Annotated in this window: 17 protein-coding genes and 4 pseudogenes; 3 read left to right on the plus strand and 18 right to left on the minus strand. The window is 72.6% G+C overall.

The window, feature by feature from the left end:
- Window positions 1-27: 27 nt before the first annotated feature.
- The 14 genes and pseudogenes from JM949_RS04480 to eno form a co-directional block, all read right to left on the minus strand.
- A pseudogene (locus tag JM949_RS04480) lies at window positions 28-1,469 on the minus strand (DUF58 domain-containing protein).
- Window positions 1,469-2,474, minus strand: a pseudogene (locus JM949_RS04485) (AAA family ATPase). The pseudogenes JM949_RS04480 and JM949_RS04485 overlap by 1 nt, the downstream one beginning before the upstream one ends.
- Window positions 2,474-3,060 (minus strand): annotated as a pseudogene (locus JM949_RS04490) (hypothetical protein). The pseudogenes JM949_RS04485 and JM949_RS04490 overlap by 1 nt, the downstream one beginning before the upstream one ends.
- Window positions 3,050-3,841, minus strand: a complete 792-nt coding sequence (locus tag JM949_RS04495; RefSeq protein ID WP_203147166.1) for a DUF4129 domain-containing protein — start codon at window positions 3,839-3,841, stop codon at window positions 3,050-3,052. The pseudogene JM949_RS04490 and the gene JM949_RS04495 overlap by 11 nt, the downstream one beginning before the upstream one ends.
- Window positions 3,842-3,863: 22 nt before the next feature.
- Complete coding sequence (locus JM949_RS04500) at window positions 3,864-4,604, minus strand: uracil-DNA glycosylase (RefSeq protein ID WP_238432575.1); 741 nt, start codon at window positions 4,602-4,604, stop codon at window positions 3,864-3,866.
- Window positions 4,597-5,283, minus strand: a complete 687-nt coding sequence (locus JM949_RS04505) for a dienelactone hydrolase family protein (protein WP_203147167.1) — start codon at window positions 5,281-5,283, stop codon at window positions 4,597-4,599. The genes JM949_RS04500 and JM949_RS04505 overlap by 8 nt, the downstream gene beginning before the upstream one ends.
- Before the next feature lie 200 nt (window positions 5,284-5,483).
- A pseudogene (locus JM949_RS04510) lies at window positions 5,484-5,995 on the minus strand (LppU/SCO3897 family protein).
- Window positions 5,996-6,124: 129 nt separating this feature from the next.
- On the minus strand, window positions 6,125-7,111 hold the full coding sequence (locus tag JM949_RS04515) for an HAAS signaling domain-containing protein (RefSeq protein ID WP_203147168.1): 987 nt from the start codon (window positions 7,109-7,111) through the stop codon (window positions 6,125-6,127).
- Window positions 7,108-7,440, minus strand: coding sequence for a PadR family transcriptional regulator (locus JM949_RS04520; RefSeq protein WP_203147169.1), 333 nt, complete (start codon window positions 7,438-7,440; stop codon window positions 7,108-7,110). The genes JM949_RS04515 and JM949_RS04520 overlap by 4 nt, the downstream gene beginning before the upstream one ends.
- 198 nt (window positions 7,441-7,638) lie before the next feature.
- Window positions 7,639-8,574 carry a Ppx/GppA phosphatase family protein gene (locus tag JM949_RS04525; RefSeq protein WP_203147183.1) on the minus strand — a complete coding sequence of 312 codons (936 nt, stop codon included), beginning with the start codon at window positions 8,572-8,574 and terminating at the stop codon, window positions 7,639-7,641.
- Window positions 8,575-8,622: 48 nt separating this feature from the next.
- The gene (locus JM949_RS04530) at window positions 8,623-9,144 is read right to left on the minus strand and encodes an amino-acid N-acetyltransferase (RefSeq protein ID WP_203147170.1); all 522 of its coding nucleotides are present in this window, start codon (window positions 9,142-9,144) and stop codon (window positions 8,623-8,625) included.
- A complete protein-coding gene (locus tag JM949_RS04535; protein ID WP_203147171.1) occupies window positions 9,141-9,698 on the minus strand; it encodes a DUF501 domain-containing protein in 558 nt (185 codons plus the stop codon). The genes JM949_RS04530 and JM949_RS04535 overlap by 4 nt, the downstream gene beginning before the upstream one ends.
- A gap of 28 nt (window positions 9,699-9,726) precedes the next feature.
- On the minus strand, window positions 9,727-10,368 hold the full coding sequence (locus JM949_RS04540; protein ID WP_203147184.1) for an FtsB family cell division protein: 642 nt from the start codon (window positions 10,366-10,368) through the stop codon (window positions 9,727-9,729).
- 78 nt (window positions 10,369-10,446) lie between these two features.
- A complete protein-coding gene (gene eno, locus JM949_RS04545) occupies window positions 10,447-11,730 on the minus strand; it encodes a phosphopyruvate hydratase (RefSeq protein ID WP_203147172.1) in 1,284 nt (427 codons plus the stop codon).
- Between the two features lie 213 nt (window positions 11,731-11,943).
- On the opposite strand from eno, the gene JM949_RS04550 reads away from it, so the two are divergent.
- The 3 genes from JM949_RS04550 (at window position 11,944) to JM949_RS04560 (ending at window position 15,428) form a co-directional block, all read left to right on the plus strand.
- On the plus strand, window positions 11,944-12,636 hold the full coding sequence (locus JM949_RS04550; protein WP_203147173.1) for a hypothetical protein: 693 nt from the start codon (window positions 11,944-11,946) through the stop codon (window positions 12,634-12,636).
- Window positions 12,637-12,949: 313 nt separating this feature from the next.
- Window positions 12,950-13,879 carry a hypothetical protein gene (locus JM949_RS04555; RefSeq protein ID WP_203147174.1) on the plus strand — a complete coding sequence of 310 codons (930 nt, stop codon included), beginning with the start codon at window positions 12,950-12,952 and terminating at the stop codon, window positions 13,877-13,879.
- Window positions 13,880-13,994: 115 nt separating this feature from the next.
- On the plus strand, window positions 13,995-15,428 hold the full coding sequence (locus tag JM949_RS04560; RefSeq protein ID WP_203147175.1) for a neutral zinc metallopeptidase: 1,434 nt from the start codon (window positions 13,995-13,997) through the stop codon (window positions 15,426-15,428).
- Window positions 15,429-15,474: 46 nt separating this feature from the next.
- On the opposite strand, the gene JM949_RS04565 is transcribed toward JM949_RS04560, so the two are convergent.
- The 4 genes from JM949_RS04565 to JM949_RS04580 form a co-directional block, all read right to left on the minus strand.
- Window positions 15,475-16,200: an anti-sigma factor gene (locus JM949_RS04565; RefSeq protein WP_203147176.1), complete on the minus strand. Its 726-nt coding sequence runs from the start codon at window positions 16,198-16,200 to the stop codon at window positions 15,475-15,477.
- A complete protein-coding gene (locus tag JM949_RS04570; RefSeq protein ID WP_203147177.1) occupies window positions 16,197-16,745 on the minus strand; it encodes a sigma-70 family RNA polymerase sigma factor in 549 nt (182 codons plus the stop codon). Before JM949_RS04570 ends, JM949_RS04565 begins: the two co-directional genes overlap by 4 nt.
- A gap of 123 nt (window positions 16,746-16,868) precedes the next feature.
- Window positions 16,869-17,459, minus strand: a complete 591-nt coding sequence (locus JM949_RS04575) for a hypothetical protein (RefSeq protein ID WP_203147178.1) — start codon at window positions 17,457-17,459, stop codon at window positions 16,869-16,871.
- A gap of 43 nt (window positions 17,460-17,502) precedes the next feature.
- Window positions 17,503-18,130 (minus strand): hypothetical protein (locus JM949_RS04580; RefSeq protein ID WP_238432578.1); only part of this gene is annotated, 628 nt, incomplete at its 5' end.

The following is an 18,130-nucleotide window of genomic DNA, read 5'->3' on the forward strand; positions in this document are numbered from 1 at the left end:
CGGGGCTCGCAAGCTCACTCCTCGCGCTCACCGACCACCCACCCTTGGCGCCGTCGCCAACGGGCCACGTCCCGCAGCACCTGGTCCAGGCTGCCGGCGCCGGCCCAGCGCACCACCGGCACGCCGTGCTCCCGGAGCTGTCCGATCATGATCTCCCGATCCAGGCGCCACAGCCGGTACGCCACCTCGGCCCAACCCCGGTCCTTCGGCGACGCCAGGTCGGCCGGCAACGTGTCGACCGCCACCACGAACCGCCCGCCGCGGGCCAACCGGGCGAGCATCTGCGCCGACCGTTCGTCCAGCAGCGGGGTGAGCACCACCACCAACGCGTCCGAGGAGAGCAGCTGCGGGCCGAAGACCTGGTCGTACGGCTCGTGCGCGGACGCGTGCACCCGGACGTCGAGCAGCCACTCCAGCACTGTCAGGTACTGCCGCCGGCCGGCGGCCGGACGCAGCCGGCGGGCCGCCGGCCCGTACTCCAGCAGGGACACCCGGTCGCCGCGGTGCAGGTAGTGCTCGGCGATCGCGGCGGTGGCCCGGACGGTGGTGTCCAGCACCGAGGCGGCGCCGCCCACCCCACCGGAGCGGCCGGCCTCGGCGAGCACGTCGAGCAGCACCACCACCTCCGCGTCCCGGTCGGAGAGGGTGGCGGCCACGTGCAGCTGCCGGGCCCGCAACGACACCCGCCAGTCGATCCGGCGCAGCCGGTCTCCGGGGGCGAAGACCCGTACGCCGGCCAGTTCGCCGCCCTCACCGGGCCGCCGGGAGTGGTGCGCCCCGACCAGGCCGGCGGCGCGGGGCATCGCCTCCACCGCCTCGAACGGCTCGGTACGCGGGTACACCCGCACCCGGACCGGCTCGGTGATCACCGCCCGGGAGACCAGCAGGCCGCCCGCCGTGGCGACCCGGGCACCCGCCGGGCCGACCGGATGCCGACCCCAGCGCAGGGCGTTACCGGCCAGCTCCAGGTCCACCGCCGCACCCGTCGGCACGGACGTCACGAACGGCCGATCCGCGGCGGAACGCCGCGCGCCATTCGCCGGAGTCGGCGCGCCGGCCTCCGCAGTGACATTCGGTGCCACCACGTCGCCGGCCTCGTCGCGGGCGAAGCCGGCCCGGTCGATCCGCAGCCACGGTGACACCCGGGACCGCACCACCACCAGGTCGTAGTCGACAGTGTCCGGGTTGCCGACGCTCACCGCGGCCGTCACGTCGCCACCCTCTACCAGTGGCCCGCCGTCACCGGAGGTGATCCACACCTGGGGCAGCGCCGTGGGCCGGCGACGAAGCGCGTACGCGGTGCCCAGCGCGAACGGGGCGGCGAGCACGATCAGGTCGACCCGACCCAGCAGCACGCCCGCCACCAGCAGCAGACCGGCGAGCAGCACCGCCCGGCCGAGCGCCGGGGTGGGCGCCCAGCCGGCGGCCGGTTCCGGTTCGCTGGCTCTCGACACGGTCGGTCCGGTCATCAGCGCCGGGGCCCACCGGCGGCGTAGCTGGGCAGCGCGCCACTGGCCGGGGCGGGCGTCGCCTCCAGCACCTCGCCCACCACGAACGCCGGGTCGACCGGCGCAGCCACATCTCCGGCCGCAACGTGATCCGGTGGGCCAGGGCGGGCGCCGCCACCGCCTTGACGTCCTCGGGCACCACGTAGTCCCGTCCGCCGAAGACCGCGCGGACCCGGGCCAGCAGCAGCAGCGCCAGCGAACCGCGAGGTGAGGCACCGACCAGCACCGACGGGTGCTCCCGGGTGGCCGCGGTGAGCGACACGATGTACCGGCCGATGGAGTCCTCCACCACCACGTCCTCCAGGGCGGCCTGCATGGCCCGCAGCGTCGCCGCGTCCACCACCGCCTTGATGTCCGCCTCCTCACGGCGGCGGCCCATCCGGCGGCGCAGCACCTCCCACTCCTCCTCGTGCTGCGGGTAACCGAAGGACACCCGCAGCAGGAACCGGTCCAGCTGCGCCTCGGGCAGCGGATAGGTGCCCTCGTACTCGATCGGGTTTGCGGTGGCCAGCACGTGGAACGGCTCGTCCAGCTTGTAGGTCACACCCTCCACCGAGACCTGCTTCTCCTGCATCGCCTCCAGCAGCGCGGACTGGGTCTTCGGCGGGGTCCGGTTGATCTCGTCGGCGAGGAGCAGGTTGGTGAAGACCGGGCCGGCCGGAAGGCGAAGTCGCCGTTGCGCTGGTCGTACAGGAACGAGCCGGTGACGTCGGCGGGAAGCAGGTCGGGGGTGAACTGCAACCGGCGGAAATCCAGCCCGAGCGCCTGGGCGAAGGAGCGCGCGGTGAGCGTCTTACCGAGCCCCGGCAGGTCCTCCAGGAGCACGTGCCCGCCCGCGAGGATGCCGGCGAGGACCAGCTCCAGGGCGTCCCGCTTGCCGACCACGACGGTGCCGACCGCGTCCAGGACCGCGCGAGCCAGCTGGCCGACCTCGGCGGGGGCGATGCTCCGGTCCACGTCGTTCATCAGATGCTCTCCAGTTCGGCGACGATCACCGCGAGGTCGCGCGGTGACGGGGTGCGGCGAGGCGGGGTCTCCAGGAACGTCCACAGCCGCTCGCCCAGCAGGGCGCGGGCGCGGGCCGGGTCGACTCACGGGTGACGCCGTGCTTCAGGCGCAACCGCTCGTCGGCCAGTTCACCGATCCGGGGAAGGACGGTGCCGGTGAACCGTTCGGGTCGGGTGCTGGACCAGTCCAGTGGCCACTCCCACCGGTTGATCGCGGTCCGCAGCGCGTCCCGGGCACCGAAGTGGTAGCTGCCGTCCTCCTCGCCCGTCCCGGCCCGACCACCCGCCGGTGGCGGGGGTGGCGGCGCGAGCAGGGCGGTGACCCGACGCACCGCCAGCACGGCGAGCACCCCGGCGATCAGTACCGGCAGCGAGACCTGGAGGCCCACCGCGCGGAGACCGACGAGCAGTACCGCGACCAGCGCGGCGGCCCAGGCGAGGGAGCGCAGCACCGGACCCCACCGGGAGGAGCGGCCCTGCGGACCGGCCGGCGCCGCCTCCTCCTCGAACGCGAGCAGGTCGTCGATGCTGGTGCTACTGCTCAAGGCTCACCGCCGAGGTCAGCTCTCCGCGCAGCCGGCGGAGCGCGGCGCGTGCCTGGTCGCGGGTGCGCTCGTCCACCGGTCGGGTGGCGTAGCGGGCCTCGCGGTAGACGTCCGCGAAATCGGCGAGCACGTCGGTGCTGACGATCGCCGGCACGCCGGCCGTCGGGTCGCCGCGCAGCAGGCGGCTGACCAGGTCGGTGGAGGTGTCCCCGGCGAGCCGTGGCACACCTGCCGCGGCGGCGGCCTCCTCCAGCCGCACCCAACAGGCGATCACCGCCACCCGGGGGTCGGTGTCCCGGTCGTCGAGTTCCACCAGGCCGGCGTCGAGCGCGGCGACCACCTCACGGGCGGTGCCCTCGGCGCTGCGTCTGGTCCGTTGCGTCGGCAGCGCCCGGGTGGTGCGGCGCAGCGCCCCCCGGATCAGGACCCAGCAGAGGTATCCGAGGGCGGCGAGGATGGCCGACCCGAGCAGGACCATCGCCACGGTGGCGATCCACTGCGGGATGTGCGCCTGGGTGGCCTCGCCGGCGTCGCGCGGCTCGATCGGGATGGACGGCGACGGCTCGACGGTCGGGTACTCCGGAACCCAGGGGATGTTGTCCGCAGCCGGCGGGATGCGACTGGCCCCGATCGACGAGTGGGCGGACGCCAACGCGGCACCGACGAGCAGGACCGCCACCACCCCCACCGGCCACCACCGGCGTAGCAGGCCGATCACCGGGCGCAGCGCACCCGGCTCGGCGGCCGGTGGTGGCGTGGGCGGGCGCGTTCCGTCTGTCATCGCCACCACCCCACGCGTCGTGTCAGTCCACTCCGGCCAGCCGCTTGGCCTGCCCGAAGATGTCGTCCAGCATTCCTGGTGTCAACCGCCCGGTGAAGGTGTTCTGCTGGCTGACGTGGTAGCAGCCCAGCAAGTCCGGAGCGTCCGTGCCGGACCAGTGTGCCCCATGACCGAACGCCGGTCGCGGGCTGGGCGGCGGCTGCCCGTACACCGCCCGGAGCACCGGCCACCACGCCGCCCAGGCGAACGCGCCCAGCGCGACCACGACGCGCAGCGTGGGCCGGATCAGCGCGACCTCGCGGTGCAGCCAGGGTGCGCAGGTGTCCCGTTCCAGCGGGGTCGGCTTGTTGTCCGGCGGTGCGCACCGGACGGCCGAGAAGATCCGGAGGTCCCGCACGGTGAGCCCGTCGTCGGCGGCGATGCTGGTCGGCTGGTTGGCGAGCCCGGCCCGGTGCAGCGCGGCGAAGAGCACGTCGCCGGACCGGTCACCGGTGAAGATCCGGCCGGTGCGGTTGCCGCCGTGCGCGGCGGGCGCCAGCCCGAGGATGGCGATCCGCGCCTCGCCGGTGCCGAAGCCCGGCACCGGTCGGCCCCAGTACTCCTGGTCACGGAAGGCGGCCCGGCGGGTGCGGGCCACCTCCTCCCGCCACCGGACCAGCCGGGGGCAGGCGAAACAGTCGCTGACCGCCGCGTCGACGTCGGCGAGGTCGGTCGCCCGCGCCGCGCGGGCGACCACCTGCTCGGGGGTACGCGACTCAGCCAAGCTTGGCCCGGAAGAGTTCCAGGGTGCGGGCCCAGGCGCTGGCGGCGGCGCGCTGGTCGAACGCCTCCGGCCGGTCGTCGTTGAAGAACGCGTGCGAGGTGCCCGGGTAGTCGTAGAGCTGGCAGTCGCCGCCGGCCCCCTCGATGGCCCGCCGAGCGGTCTGCACGCCCTCGGCGCTGGAGGTGCCGTCCTCTTCGGAACAGTGGATGACAGCGCTCTTGCCGGCGTAGTCGGCCCAGTCCGGGCGCATCGACTCCCAGGGCAGCACCGGATAGAAACCGACGGCGGCGACGATCCGCTCGGAGATGGTGGCCGACCAGAGCGCGAGGCTGCCACCGGCGCAGAAGCCCACGGCACCGACCTTACCGGTGACCTCGGGCCGGCCGGCGAGATAGTCGGCCGCGCCGGCGATGTCCTTCGCGGCCTCGTCCATCCGCATCCCCATCAGCAGCCGCTGCGCCTCGTCCGGCTCGCTTGTCGTCTCGCCGTGGTAAAAGTCCGGTGCGAGTGCGACGAAGCCGGCCTCGGCGAAGCGGTCCGCCACCGAGCGGATGTGCGGGACCAGTCCCCACCACTCCTGGATGACGATGACGGCAGGGCTGGCCATGCCGCTGCCGGGTATCGCGAGATACCCCTCGCTCGCGCCCCCGTTGCCGCGGTAGCTCACCGTTTCGCCCATGGCCCGTCCTCCTAGCGGTCAGTCATCGTTGGCTGGTCGCCCAGTGGTCCTACGTGCCGGTAGCCTGCCACGCCGCACGGCCGTCGGGAAGACGCCGGAACAGTGGCATTCACCTCCTGTCCGCCCCCTGGTGACTCCGGGTACGCCGACGGCGGCGGGGTCTGTTCCCCACCGCCGTCGATGCCGAACTACCGCTTCGGTCAGGCCTTCTTGGTCAGGCAGAGCACATAGCCCGTCTTGCCCGGCTCGATGCTGGAGAAGATGTACCCCTCCTCGCTCTCCTTGAAGAACTGGGTGCAGGTGGTGTCGGCCTTGGCCTGTGCCTCGCTCTGGCCGTCCACCCGACCGACCACGTTGTACGCCGCGTCGTCGAGGTGCACTCGACCACCTTGGCGCCGTCGACCTCCTCCTGCTCGGTGCCGGTGACCTCGGGCAGTTCGGCGATGCAGTCACCGGCCTTCGCGGCGGCGGTCTCGTCCTTGTTGAAGTAGTTGCCGATCGCCGAGGCGACGCCGAACTTCAGGCCGGCGATGACGACCACGGCGAGGATCGCACCGACGATGCCGAGGGCCTTCTTTGCACCGGACTTCTCCGCCTCCGGCTCGGCCGGCTGCGCCGTGGCCGGCTGCGGCTCGGCCGCTTGCGGCGTCTCGACGGCCGACTGGGGCGGCGCGGCGTCGGGCGCGGGGGGCGGTGCGACCTGCTCTGACACGGGGGTTCCTTCCGAGGGGTTGATGAGCAGACGACACCGTAACGATCATTGATTTCCGGTGTCGTCCCGCCCGCCTCGTCCGTTCAGCTATTTCCCAGCTTCACCACATGATCCAGTTCACACCGGCGGTCAGCCCGTCGGGGACGCGGTCGGCGTCACCGTGGGGGAACCCGCGCCCGGCGCGGTCGGCGTGGGCGTTCCGCTCGGTGTGGGCGTCTCGGTCGGTGTGGGCGTCCCGGTCGGCGTCGGGACGACCGCGCCGGGTGCCCGGTGCCCGAAGGGTGCCTGGTCGACGCAGTACGGGTAGGGCCGCAGCAGCGGGTTGCCGTACTTGTCGAGCGGGGTCGAGCAGTCCGGGTAGCCGAGCCGGATCGGATTGCCGTTCTGGTCGAAGAGCCGGGCGTTCTCCACCAGGCGGCCCTCGCTGTCGTAGACGAAGACGTCCCGGACCTGGCTGTACTGGCTGTCGACCGACGTCTGGTCGTAGTAGTAGTCGGAGTAGCCGAGCCGATCCTCGGCGTTGGCCAACGCGGCGAGCGCGAAGAGCACCAACACCAGGCTGCCGGTGTGCAGCGCGAACCGTGGCCAACGGGTCAACTGCCCGGAGCGGCGACCGAGCCAGATCGAGGCGAGCACGAAGCCCACCAACATGATCAGGCCGGCGAGCAGTTCTCCGCCGAATCGGGGCAGCAGGAAGAAACTGCCACCGGTGGTGATCACGGTGACCAGCATCGCCGCCAGGTAGGCACGCAGCAACCACCAACCGGGGCGCAGCAACCGGAGGAAGTCGCTGACGTGCTCGTACCCCAGTAGTGGGCCCAGCCGGGCGTCCATCGCCCGCAGCCGGCCGCGGGCCCGGACCAGCACCCGCGCCACCCGCTGGTCGAGGTTGCGCCCACCACTCGGGGCGGCGCCGGCCGCGGCCCGCAGCTCGGCGGCGTACGTCTCGGGCGTGCCCAGCCGCTCGACCAGAGTGCCCTCGGACTCGGCGGCGACCTCGGCGAGGTGGTCGGCGAGGTCCTCGGTCAGCTCGTCGCGTTGCCCGGGCGGCAGGTCGGCCAGAGCGGCCCGGACCCGCGCCACATAGTCGGTGATCTCCTGCCCCGTGACGGTCATGCCGCCATCCCCCGATCGTCGAGCAGATTGTCCATTGTGGTGGCGAACGACCGCCAGAGCTTGCCGGAGCGGGTCAGCTGATCGCGGCCCGAAGCGTTGAGTGAGTAGTACTTGCGGTGCGGCCCGGACTCGCTGGGCACCACGTAGGTGGTGAGCAGGCCGGCGGCGAAGAGGCGGCGCAGCGTCCCGTAGACCGAGGCGTCACCGACCTCCTCCAGGCCGGCCTCCCGGAGCCGGCGCAGAATGTCGTAGCCATAGCCGTCCTCCTCCCGGAGCACGGCCAGGACGGCCAGATCGAGCACGCCCTTCAGCAACTGTGTGGTGTCCACACACCGCACACTACTGTGCAATGCGAAGTAGCGTCAACGAACCCGCGCCAAGACGCCGGACCGGATTGGCCTTGATCGACTCGACTTCCCGGAAACCGGGCCAACCGACCCGCCGGGAAGGCACGCCTTCAACGAAGGCGAGTCGATCATGCTCGGGGCAAGCGGGCAAGCGGGCCAGCGGGCCAGCGGGCTAGCGGCTTAGCGGGGCGCTGGCTGGAGGCTCCAGGCGATGCCATCGAGGATGTCGTGCTCCGAGGCGACCACGGACGGCATCCCGGCCCGCTCCATGATCACGCGGAGCACCAGCGCGCCCGCACCGATCACGTCGGCCCGGCCCGGGTGCATCACCGGGTTCGCCAACCGCTGCTCGCGGGTCTGACCCAACAGGTCCGCTGTCACCCGGGCGACCTCCTGGTACGACACCCGGGCGTGGTGGATGCGCTCCGGGTCGTACTCCCGCAGGCCCTGGGCGAGAGCGACCACTGTGGTGACCGACCCGGCGAGGCCGACCAGGGTGGCCGCCTCCCGGCCGGGCACCGCGGCGAGCGCCCGGTCCACCACTGCCGCGATGTCGGCCTGCGCCGCCGCGACCTGCTCGGGCGTCGGCGGGTCGCCGGGCAGGTGCCGCTCGGTCATCCGGACGCAGCCGATGTCCACCGAGATCGCCGCGCGCACACCGCCGGCCCGGTCACCGACCACGAACTCGGTGGAACCGCCACCGATGTCGACCACCAGGAACGGCTCCTTCGCGTCGGCGGGCAACCCGCGCACCGCGCCGGTGAACGACAGCCGGGCCTCCTCGTCACCGCTGACCACCTCGGGCGCGACGCCGAGGGTGGCCCGCACCATCTCGGTGAAGTCGGCGGCGTTCGCGGCATCCCGGGAGGCCGAGGTGGCGCACATCCGCACCCGCTGCGCACCCAGCTTCTCGATGTCGGCGGCGTACGACGCGAGCGCCACCCGGGTCCGCTCGATCGCCTCCGGCGCCAGCCGGCCGGTGCGGTCCACGCCCTGCCCGAGCCGGACGATCTCCATCCGCCGGGTCAGGTCGACCAGCGGCGCCCCCGCCGACGCCTCGGGCAGGTCGGCGACCAGCAGTCGGATCGAGTTGGTCCCGCAGTCAATGGCCGCCACACGCGTCGTCACCCCGCCACCCTACGGCAGCCCACCGAACGCCTCGGCTCAGAGACGCAGCAGCATCCGGGTGTTGCCCAACGTGTTCGGCTTGACCCGATCCAGGTCCAGGAACTGGGCGACACCCTCGTCGTACGAGCACAGCAGCTGCTCGTAGACCGCTCGTGGCACCGGAGCGCCGTCGATCTCGCGGAAGCCGAACGAGCCGAAGAAGCGGGTCTCGAAGGTCAGCACGAAGATCCGGGCCACGCCCAACTCCCGGGCTTGGTCGATCAGCTCGCCGACCAGCCGGTGCCCGATCCGCTGGCCCTGGCAGCTCGGGTCCACCGCCACCGTGCGGATCTCGGCCAGGTCCTCCCACATCACGTGCAGCGCACCGCAGCCCACCACGGCGTCGTCATCGGCCCGGACCGCCACCCGGAACTCCTGCACGTCCTCGTACAGGGTGACGGTGGCCTTGCTCAGCAGCCGCCGGTCGTCGGTGTACGTGTCGACCAGCCGCCGGATGCCCCGCACGTCCCCGGTGCGGGCCCGCCGCACCGTGATCTGATCCTCGGCCTGCGCGCTCATTCGGTGTCGGGCACGTCCACGCACGGGCCGGCCGACCACCAGGGCTCGACCAGCTCCAACGTCTCGTCGCCGAACGGGTTCACCCCGGGTCCGGCGCCCAGCGCGTGCCCCAGGTGCACGTGCAGGCACTTCACCCGGCCCGGCATCCCGCCGGCCGAGATGCCGGCGATCTCCGGGACCTGGCCGATCGCCTCCCGCCGGGCGAGGTAGTCCTCGTGCGCGGCGCGATAGTGGGCGGCCAACTCGGGATCGGTGCCGAGCCGGTCCGCCATCTCCTTCATCAGCCCCGCCGACTCCAGCCGGCTGCACGCCGCGGTCGCCCGGGAGCAGGTCAGGTAGTAGAGCGTCGGAAACGGTGTGCCGTCGGCCAGGCGAGGGGTGGTCTCCACCACGTCCGGAAGGCCGCACGGGCAACGGTGGGCGACCGCCCGGGTGCCCCGGGGAGCCCGGCCGAGCTGCGCGGCCACCGCGGCCAGGTCGGCCTCGGTGGCCGGCTCCCGATGCGGCGCAGGAACAGAATCCGCCGCCGGCTCCGACGGTGGTACGACAGTCACGGTCTCTCCAGTCACGCTGATCGGTGAATCACTTACCCGGCTGCTGACTGTCCGCCGCCTTGACGCTCGACCAGAGCGTGTCGTACCAGGTCGTCGGCCCGGCCGGGGTGGTCGGACCGCCCGCCTTGCCGGCGTCCCGGGCCGCGCCCTCCGGGTCGTGCAGCACCACCATCATCTTCTCGCCCGGCCGGCCCATGAAGAACCGCTCCCGGGCCTTGGTCTCGATGAACGCGTCGTCCTGCCACTTCGCGGCCTCGGCGGCGAGCTTCGCGATCTCCTGCTCCTGCGCCGCCTGCGCGGCCTCCATCCGCTCGATGTCGGCCTGCTGGTCCAGGTAGACCCGCACCGGATAGGTGTACGCGAGGGCGAGCGCGATCAGGACCGCGAACAGCACTGTCGCCCGGCCGGTGAAGCGACGGGGATGGGGCGCGACGAGCCGCTTGACGGCACCACCGGCGGCGGTACGCCGAGCGGCGGCCGGACGACTCGCGGAGCGCACCCCTTCGGCGCCCCGGGCAGCGCCCGGCGCCCGACCACCGGCACCGCGCGGCTCGGCGCGTACGCCGGCCTCCCGTACCGATCCCCGGGTGGCGCGACCGCCGCCCGGCCGACCGGACTGACCCGGCCGGCGCGCGGGACGCTGACCACCCGGTGTGCGGCGCTGCTGCATCGTCACACCCCTCCCCCGAGGCATCAGGCGTTACAGAGATTGTCGGGAAGCCCCGCTGCGGGGCTTCCCGACCGCGTCTCAGGCCGAACGGTAGCGCGGGAACGCGCCAGCACCGGCGTAGCGCGCCGCGTCGGCCAGCTCCTCCTCGATCCGGAGCAGCTGGTTGTACTTCGCGACGCGGTCCGAACGCGCCGGCGCGCCGGTCTTGATCTGACCGCAGCCGGTGGCCACCGCCAGGTCGGCGATTGTGGTGTCCTCGGTCTCGCCGGAGCGGTGGCTCATCATGCACTTGAAGCCGGCCCGGTGGGCCAGGTCCACCGCGTCCAGGGTCTCGGTCAGCGAACCGATCTGGTTGACCTTGACCAGGACCGCGTTCGCCGCCTTCTCCGCGATGCCACGGGCGATCCGCTGCGGGTTGGTCACGAACAGGTCGTCGCCGACGATCTGCACCCGGTCGCCGATCGAGGCGGTCAGCGTCTGCCAGCCGCTCCAGTCGTCCTCGGCCAGCGGGTCCTCGATCGAGACGATCGGGTACTCGTCGGCCAGCTTGGTGTAGTAGGCGCTCATCTCCTCGGCGGACTTCCCGGCACCCTCGAAGGTGTAGGTGCCGTTCTCGAAGAACTCCGTGGCGGCCACGTCGAGCGCGAACACGATGTCGGTGCCGAGCCGGTAACCGGCCTTCTCGACCGCCTCGGCGATCAGGTCCAGGGCCGCCGCGTTGGTCGGCAGGTTCGGCGCGAAGCCGCCCTCGTCGCCCAGCCCGGTGGACAGGCCCTTCTTCTTCAGCACCGACTTCAGCGCGTGGTAGACCTCCGCGCCGGAGCGCAGCGCCTCGCGGAAGGTGGGCGCGCCGATCGGCGCGATCATGAATTCCTGGATGTCGACGTTCGAGTCGGCGTGCGCGCCACCGTTGAGGATGTTCATCATCGGCACCGGCAGGAGGTGCGCGTTCGGGCCGCCCAGGTAGCGGAAGAGGCTCAGCTCGGCGCTGCCGGCGGCGGCCTTCGCCACCGCGAGGGAGACCCCGAGGATGGCGTTCGCGCCCAGCTCCGACTTGCTGTCGGTGCCGTCGATGTCGAGCATCTTCTGGTCGATCAGCCGCTGCTCGCTGGCCTCGTACCCGATGATCTCGTCAACGATCTTGTCTTCGACGTTGGAGACCGCCTTCTCCACGCCCTTGCCCTGGTAGCGGTCGTCGTCACCGTCACGCAGCTCGATCGCCTCGAAGGCGCCGGTGGAGGCGCCGGAGGGCACGGCGGCGCGGGCTACCGTGCCGTCGTCCAGGCCGACCTCGACCTCGACCGTGGGGTTGCCCCGCGAGTCGAGAATCTCCCGGGCGACGATTCCCTCGATGGTTGCCACTAAGTCGCTCCTCGTTGTTGTGATCCGGTCCGTGGGTGGGCCGCGACGGTGCGGCTGAGGCAGGTGTTGAACGCAGCGTATCGGGCGGCGGGAACGGGCACGGCGTCGCCCGCGCACCCGAGTCGCCCCGCACTGACGGACATTCCCGGATTTCCGGGCGTCAACCGGCAACGGGTTTGCGCTGCGCGGACCAGATCCACCAGGCTGGTCGCCATGCCCGCCGCCTCGACCACCCTCCGCATGCTCGCCGTGTCGGTCATCGCGTCGCTCACGGTCACTGGCTGTCAGACATTCGAGGACGCCGGAGTCGCCATGGGTCGCTCGGAACTCGTCAACGACCTCGCCGTCCGCCTCGATCGAGCACTGGAGTTGACCTACTCGGCCGACTACCAGCTTCCCGGCGGCCAGCGCGCCGCGATCGTGCAGGCGCAGGACCCGGCCCGCTCCGCGTACACCTACCCGGGTGGCCGACTCACCGTCACCCCCGAGGCCATCACCCGGTGCACGACCACCGGGGCCCGACCGGAGTGCACACTGATCACCCCGCCCACCCCCGGCGGCAAGCCCACCGTCACGCTCTTCGGCGAGGCCAACCGGCAGGGCCTCGTCACACCGCCGGTGGTGGTCGGCATGCTCACCGCCGCCGCACTCGACCCGCAGGCGGTCATCAAGCAGAGCGACACCACCATCGCCGGGCACCACGCCGCCTGCGTCGAGGTGCAGAGCGCGTCGGGCGACTTCACCGCCTGCGTGACCACCGAGGGCGTGCTCGGCAGCTTCCTTGGCGCGGTCGACGGCAAACCGATGGAGCTGGCGTTGAGCAGTTACTCCGAATCCGTGGACACCACCGCGTTTGACGTGCCGGCCGGGGCCGGGGTGGTCGACCGGCGGCCGGGCGGCGCGTGACCGGGCAGGGCGGCGGGTTTCTCGCCGGAGGCCGACCGGAGCAGGGCGCCCGCCGCCGGTGAACTGGCGGAGCTGACCGAGGCCCGCTGGTTCGGCTTGGACGCGCTGCCGGCGGAGCTGCCGCCCGCGTACTCCATCTCGCGCTGGCTGATCGACGCGACGGTGACCGCCGCGCATCCCTGACGGCGGCGGCCAGGACCGGCCGTTCGCGCGGGCAGCGGGCACGGCTGAACCGATTCCGGTCGGGCCCCGTGTGGATGCCGAACCGCTTCCGGACGTCCTGGAACCGGGTAGACACCGTGGAGACTCCGACATGATGCGCAAGCACCTCGCGCCCTTCGTCGCCCTGTTGGCCGTCGGCATTGCCACGCTCACCGCGTGCGGCTCGACCCCGGAGGCGCCGCAACCGGCGCGCGCCGAGGCGACCACCAGCCCGGCCGCGCCACCCGCAGCCGGGGCCGCAGCCGATGACCTCGCGCTGCTTCCCGGCACCGCGAAGTCCAACAACTCACCAGCCGGCACCGGTGACTGGGCCGTTCCGAGCGGCGGCGTCGCGCCCGAGGCCGTACGTCAGACGGCGCAGAAGTGGGTCCAGCTGACCGCGAGCCGCGCCGGTGACCTCAACCCCGTAGTGGTCAACGGGGCCGGGCTGACGCTCTACCGCTTCGACAAGGACAGCAACAACCCGCCCACCTCGAACTGCTCCGGTGACTGCGCGGTGACCTGGCCGCCGGTGACCGTCACCCCGGGCGGCAAGATCTTCATCGCGGGCATCAAGAAGGCGGCCGTCGGTACCGTCCGGCGCGCCGACGGCACCCGTCAGGTCACCATCAACGGCTGGCCCGTCTACCGCTTCGCCAAGGACACCAAGCGCGGCGACACCCTCGGGCAGGGCGTCGGCGGCACCTGGTTCGGCGTGACCCCGACCGGCGGCAAGGCCGGCGTACCGGCCGACGACCAGAGCACGCCGGACGCCGGCGGGTCGACGGCTCCCCCCGCCACCAGCGTGGTCCTCTTCGACGACGCCAACTTCAGCGACAACGGCGCTTCCCAGGGTGCCGCCGGCAGCGGTTGCCAGAACCTGAGCCGTCCCGGCGTCGCCTCGTCCGTCGCGGCGCCCGGCTCGCTGAAGCTCTGGACGGGTCCAGACTGCACCGGTCGCTCGAAGGTGATCAACGGTGACGTCGCCGACCTGGCCACGATCGGCTTCGACGACGCCGTGGCCTCGGTGCGCTTCAACTGACCAACCGTCCCCACCTCGGGTGTGCCGGTCCGGCTTCGCGCCGGGCCGGCACACCGTCGTCGTACGCGCCGCCGGTGGCCCCGGCCGGCGGACCAGGAGTGAGAGGTACGGGTGCATGACGCTTCGTCGGAGGCGGGCGGCGAGCCTCATCGGGTCGGCCCTCGTGGCGGCCGCTCTGCTGGGCGGCTGCGCACGCGCCGTGAGCGGGACCGGTGACGCCGCGCGATGGAACGCCACCACGGTCGGCGGCCTGGAGATCACCAACGGCGCGAGCGGGCCCCGGCCCGGGGTGCCGGATTCTCCCCTGGCGGTCGTCGGCGGTGATGGCGGCGAGCTGGACCGGCTCGCCCGCAACGCCGTCGACGACGTGCAGCGGTACTGGAGGGACGAGTTGCCGGCGACCTTCGGACGACGGTTCGAGCCCGTCGTCCGGCTGGTCTCGTACGATTCCAGGGGCCCCGACACGACCGTCTGCGGCACCGGTACCGCGGGGGCGGTCAACGCCTTCTACTGCCGGGCCGACGACTCGGTGGCCTGGGACCGGGGGCAACTGCTGCCCGTCCTCGACGACTCCTTCGGGCCGATGGCGGTCGTGGCCGTGCTGGCCCACGAGGTGGGGCACGCCGTGCAGTCCCGGCTCGGTACGGCCGACGGTCGCTCGATCGTCCGCGAGCAGCAGGCTGACTGCTACGCGGGCAGCGTCCTGCGCTGGGTCGCCGAAGGCAACGCCCCCCACTTCCAGCTCGCCACCGGGCCCGGGCTCAACCAGATCCTCGCCACGCTCTTCTTCATCCGCGACGCCGCCGGCACGGGCTTCGACGCGCAAGGCGCCCACGGCAACGCGTTCGACCGGGTCTCGGCGTTCCAGTTCGGCTTCGGGGAGGGCCCGGCGCGGTGCGCCAGGATGGACGAGGCGGAGGTCCGGCGGCGGATCACCCAACCCGCCAGCGGCCAGGCGTCGTCGTTGGACGCGGGCGCCGGGAACCTGCGGGTCGACGACCGGGACGCCCTGCGGGCGCTCGAGCAGACGCTGCGTGCCGCCTTCGACCGGCCCGATGCCGCAGCGCCGACAGTCGACCCGAGCCCACCGCCGTGCGCCGAGGTGCGGGGCACCGCTCCTGCCTCGTACTGCCCACAGACGAACACGGTGGGTCTCGACGTGGCCGAGCTGGCACGCATCGGCACTCCGCCCGAGCAGGGGACGGGCGGCGGGCTCGGGGACTTCGCGGCGTTCGCCGAGGTCGCCTCCCGGTACGCGCTGGCCGTCCAGCACGCGGCCGGCTATCCCCTCACCGGTCTGGCGACGGCGCAGCGTACGGCGTGTCTGACCGGGGTCTGGGCGGCGACGATCATGGCGGGCCGGGGCGCTGTCCTGCAACTGTCGCCCGGTGATCTGGACGAGGCGGTGGCGGAGATGCTCCGGCCGCGGAGCCTGATCGCCGCGGACGTCAACGGCGCCGGCATCCCCTCCGGCTTCGCCCGGGTGGAGGCGTTCCGGGACGGCTTCACCGGGGGCCGAACCACGCAGTGCCTCCAGGAGTACCGGTAGGGACCGGGGGCGGACCCGTCCCCGACCGGCAGGTCTCCCGGGTCGCCTAGAGCTTCACGGTGGCGTACGCCTTGCCGTCCGTGGTCTCGACCCGCACGGCGTCGACCTGGGCGGGGTCGATCAGGGCGCTGCCGTCGAGCGTGGTGCCGTCGATCGCCCCCTTCGGGGACACCAGCCAGCTACCTGCCTGCACGGTGCTGCCGTCCTTGCCGATCATCATGAGTCGGCAGCGTTCCCCGGCGGGAACGCCGGAGACCGCGGCGTTGACACGTACCCAGCCGGCGGCGGGCGTGACGGCGACGGTGATCCGGGCGCCGGTGGTCGGGTCGGTGGCGCCGGCGTACCGGGTCGCCGGGTCGCCGGTGGTCGTGCTCGTCGACGGGGCGGGCAGGGCGGTGCTGTCGGGGGACGGGCCGGTCGTGCGGCCCAGCAGGACGCCGCCCGAGATGGCGGCCGCGACGACCACGGCAGCCGCGCTGCTCAACAGCACCCCTCGGCGCTGGCGCCGGCCGGCCGACTCGCTGCGGATCTGGCGCAGGGTCCGCTGCAACATCAGGTCGCCGCCCTCGGGTGGACCGTCGAGCAGCATGGCCTCTGGTACCGCTTCGAGTGCCGTCTTCCACCCCTGCAGCGACTCGACCTCGGCCCGGCACTCCGCGCAGCCCGCCAGGTGTTCCTCTACCTGCCGGACCTGCTCCTGATCGAGCTCGCCCATCAGGTAGCCGCCGATGTCCACGTGGTCACTGGCCGGCATCGAGCTGTCGGATGTCATGAGGCAGACCGTTCCACCCCGGCTGGGTGACCCGCGATGTCGCGCAGCGCCCGGAGTGCGTAGTAGGAGCGTGACTTGACCGTGCCCGGCGGGATGCCCAGCGCCTTCGCGGCCTCCGCGACTGTACTCCCCAGTAGGTAAACCTGTTCCAGCACCTCACGGTGCTCGCGGGACAGGCGGTTGAGCGCGTCCACCACCACCACCGAGGCCACCACCTGCTCGGCGTGGTCGCGCGAGACGGCGACGTCCGTGGGGCTCTCCGGCACCTCGGGCGGCCGTGCCCGGCGGGCGCGGACCGTGTCGGTGACGATGTTGCGCACCACGGTCAGCAGCCATCCCCGGACCGAACCCTTGCCGTTGACCAGACTGTCCGGGTGGCGCCAGGCCCGCACCAGCGCTTCCTGGACGACGTCCTCCGCCGCTGCGCGGTCGCGGGTCAACTGCGTCGCGTATGCGAGCATCGCGCGACCGTGCTCCTCGTACAGGGATCGGACCAAGGCTTCATCCGCGACCTCTTGCCGCCGAACGGGTTTTGAACCCGCCATACCTACCACCCTCTACTGGCCCACGATGCCGATCTTGATCGGTGCCCAGACAGGATGCGGGAGTGCTCCTCGTATGCGAAAGATCACGAACGAATGTGTATCTTCCGTCACTTATTTGCGACATCAACTAACTTGGCCCGTCGGTGCGGCAGCCCTGCTGCCGTCCGGGGCCACCACGAACCAGGCCCCGTCGAGGCCCTGCCCGGAGATCTGGCCGGGCACCTGGTCCTCGGCGAAGCGGTACACCGGCCAGCCGCCCACCGTCACCTGCTGGGTGCCGTCCGGTCGGGCCACCGCCCCGAGCTTGGCGGGGTCCAGGTTGGCGAACTTGATCTTTTCGCTGACCAGCACCGGCAGCCACCGCATGAGACAGCCCTCGGTGCAGACCGACCGCGACGGCGCGGAGCTGTCACGGTCGAACCGGTAGAGGGTGAAGCCCTGCCCGTCGAGCACCACCGGTCCCAGCTCCGGGTTGTCGCCGAGCTGCAGCGACGCCGGCCAGTAGCCGCCGTCGGAGCTGCGCCGCCCGAGGTCGTTCTGCGCCGCTTCCGGGTCCGACTGCTGCACGGTGCCGCTTCCCGGCGGCTGGACCGCACCGCTGTCCGGCCGCGGCACGCCGGTCGGATCGGTCACCGTCGTCGTGCACCCGGTCAGGAGCAACGCCACGGCGAGCGCCACGGCGCCGACCAGCGGACGAGGGATGAGGGCCTTCATCGCCACACCAATCTTTGGACAGTCGGAGACAGGAGACACGGCCTCAACCCCGGGTGACCGAGGTGACGCCGGGGCGATCGAGGTCGAGCCCGAGCACGCCCACGTCGAGGGACCCGTCGGAGCCGGCCTCGAAGCGCCAGGCCGCGTTCGGCGCCTCGCCGACGACCAGCACGGCCGCCGAGTTGCCCGAGACCGTCGCCAGCGCACCCAGCCGTTCCAGGTCGGCCGGCGGGATCGCGGCGGTGACCAGCACGAGGTGGTCGCGCAGTCCGCCCGGCGGGGAAGCGTCCACGGCGCCGTCGACCGGCGGCACCGCGTCCCGCACGTCGGTGGTGACGCGGATCCGCCCGGGAAGCAACCAGAGCTGAGGTGGCGGGCCGACGACGGTGATCGCCACGGTCGCCGCGGCCGGGTCGCGACTGACGTCGTCGAGGAAGGCGCCCGCGATGCGCAGCGCGGTCGTCCGGTCCCCGCCGAGCGCCACGATCCCCGGCGCACGCCCCAGGTTGACGACGGCCAGCTCGCCGCCGACCGTGCCCACGGTGGCGAGCAGCGGCAGGTCGGCGCGTCGCCGCCGCCCTGGTCGAGCTGCCAGCTCGGCGCCTCCCAGATGGCGCCCCGCTGCCGGGCCTGCCACGGGGGCGGGGCCTCCGGCAGCGCGGGCGCCAGCC

It is taken from the genome of Micromonospora tarensis, from assembly GCF_016803395.1.
GTDB classification, from domain to species: Bacteria; Actinomycetota; Actinomycetes; order Mycobacteriales; family Micromonosporaceae; genus Micromonospora; species Micromonospora tarensis.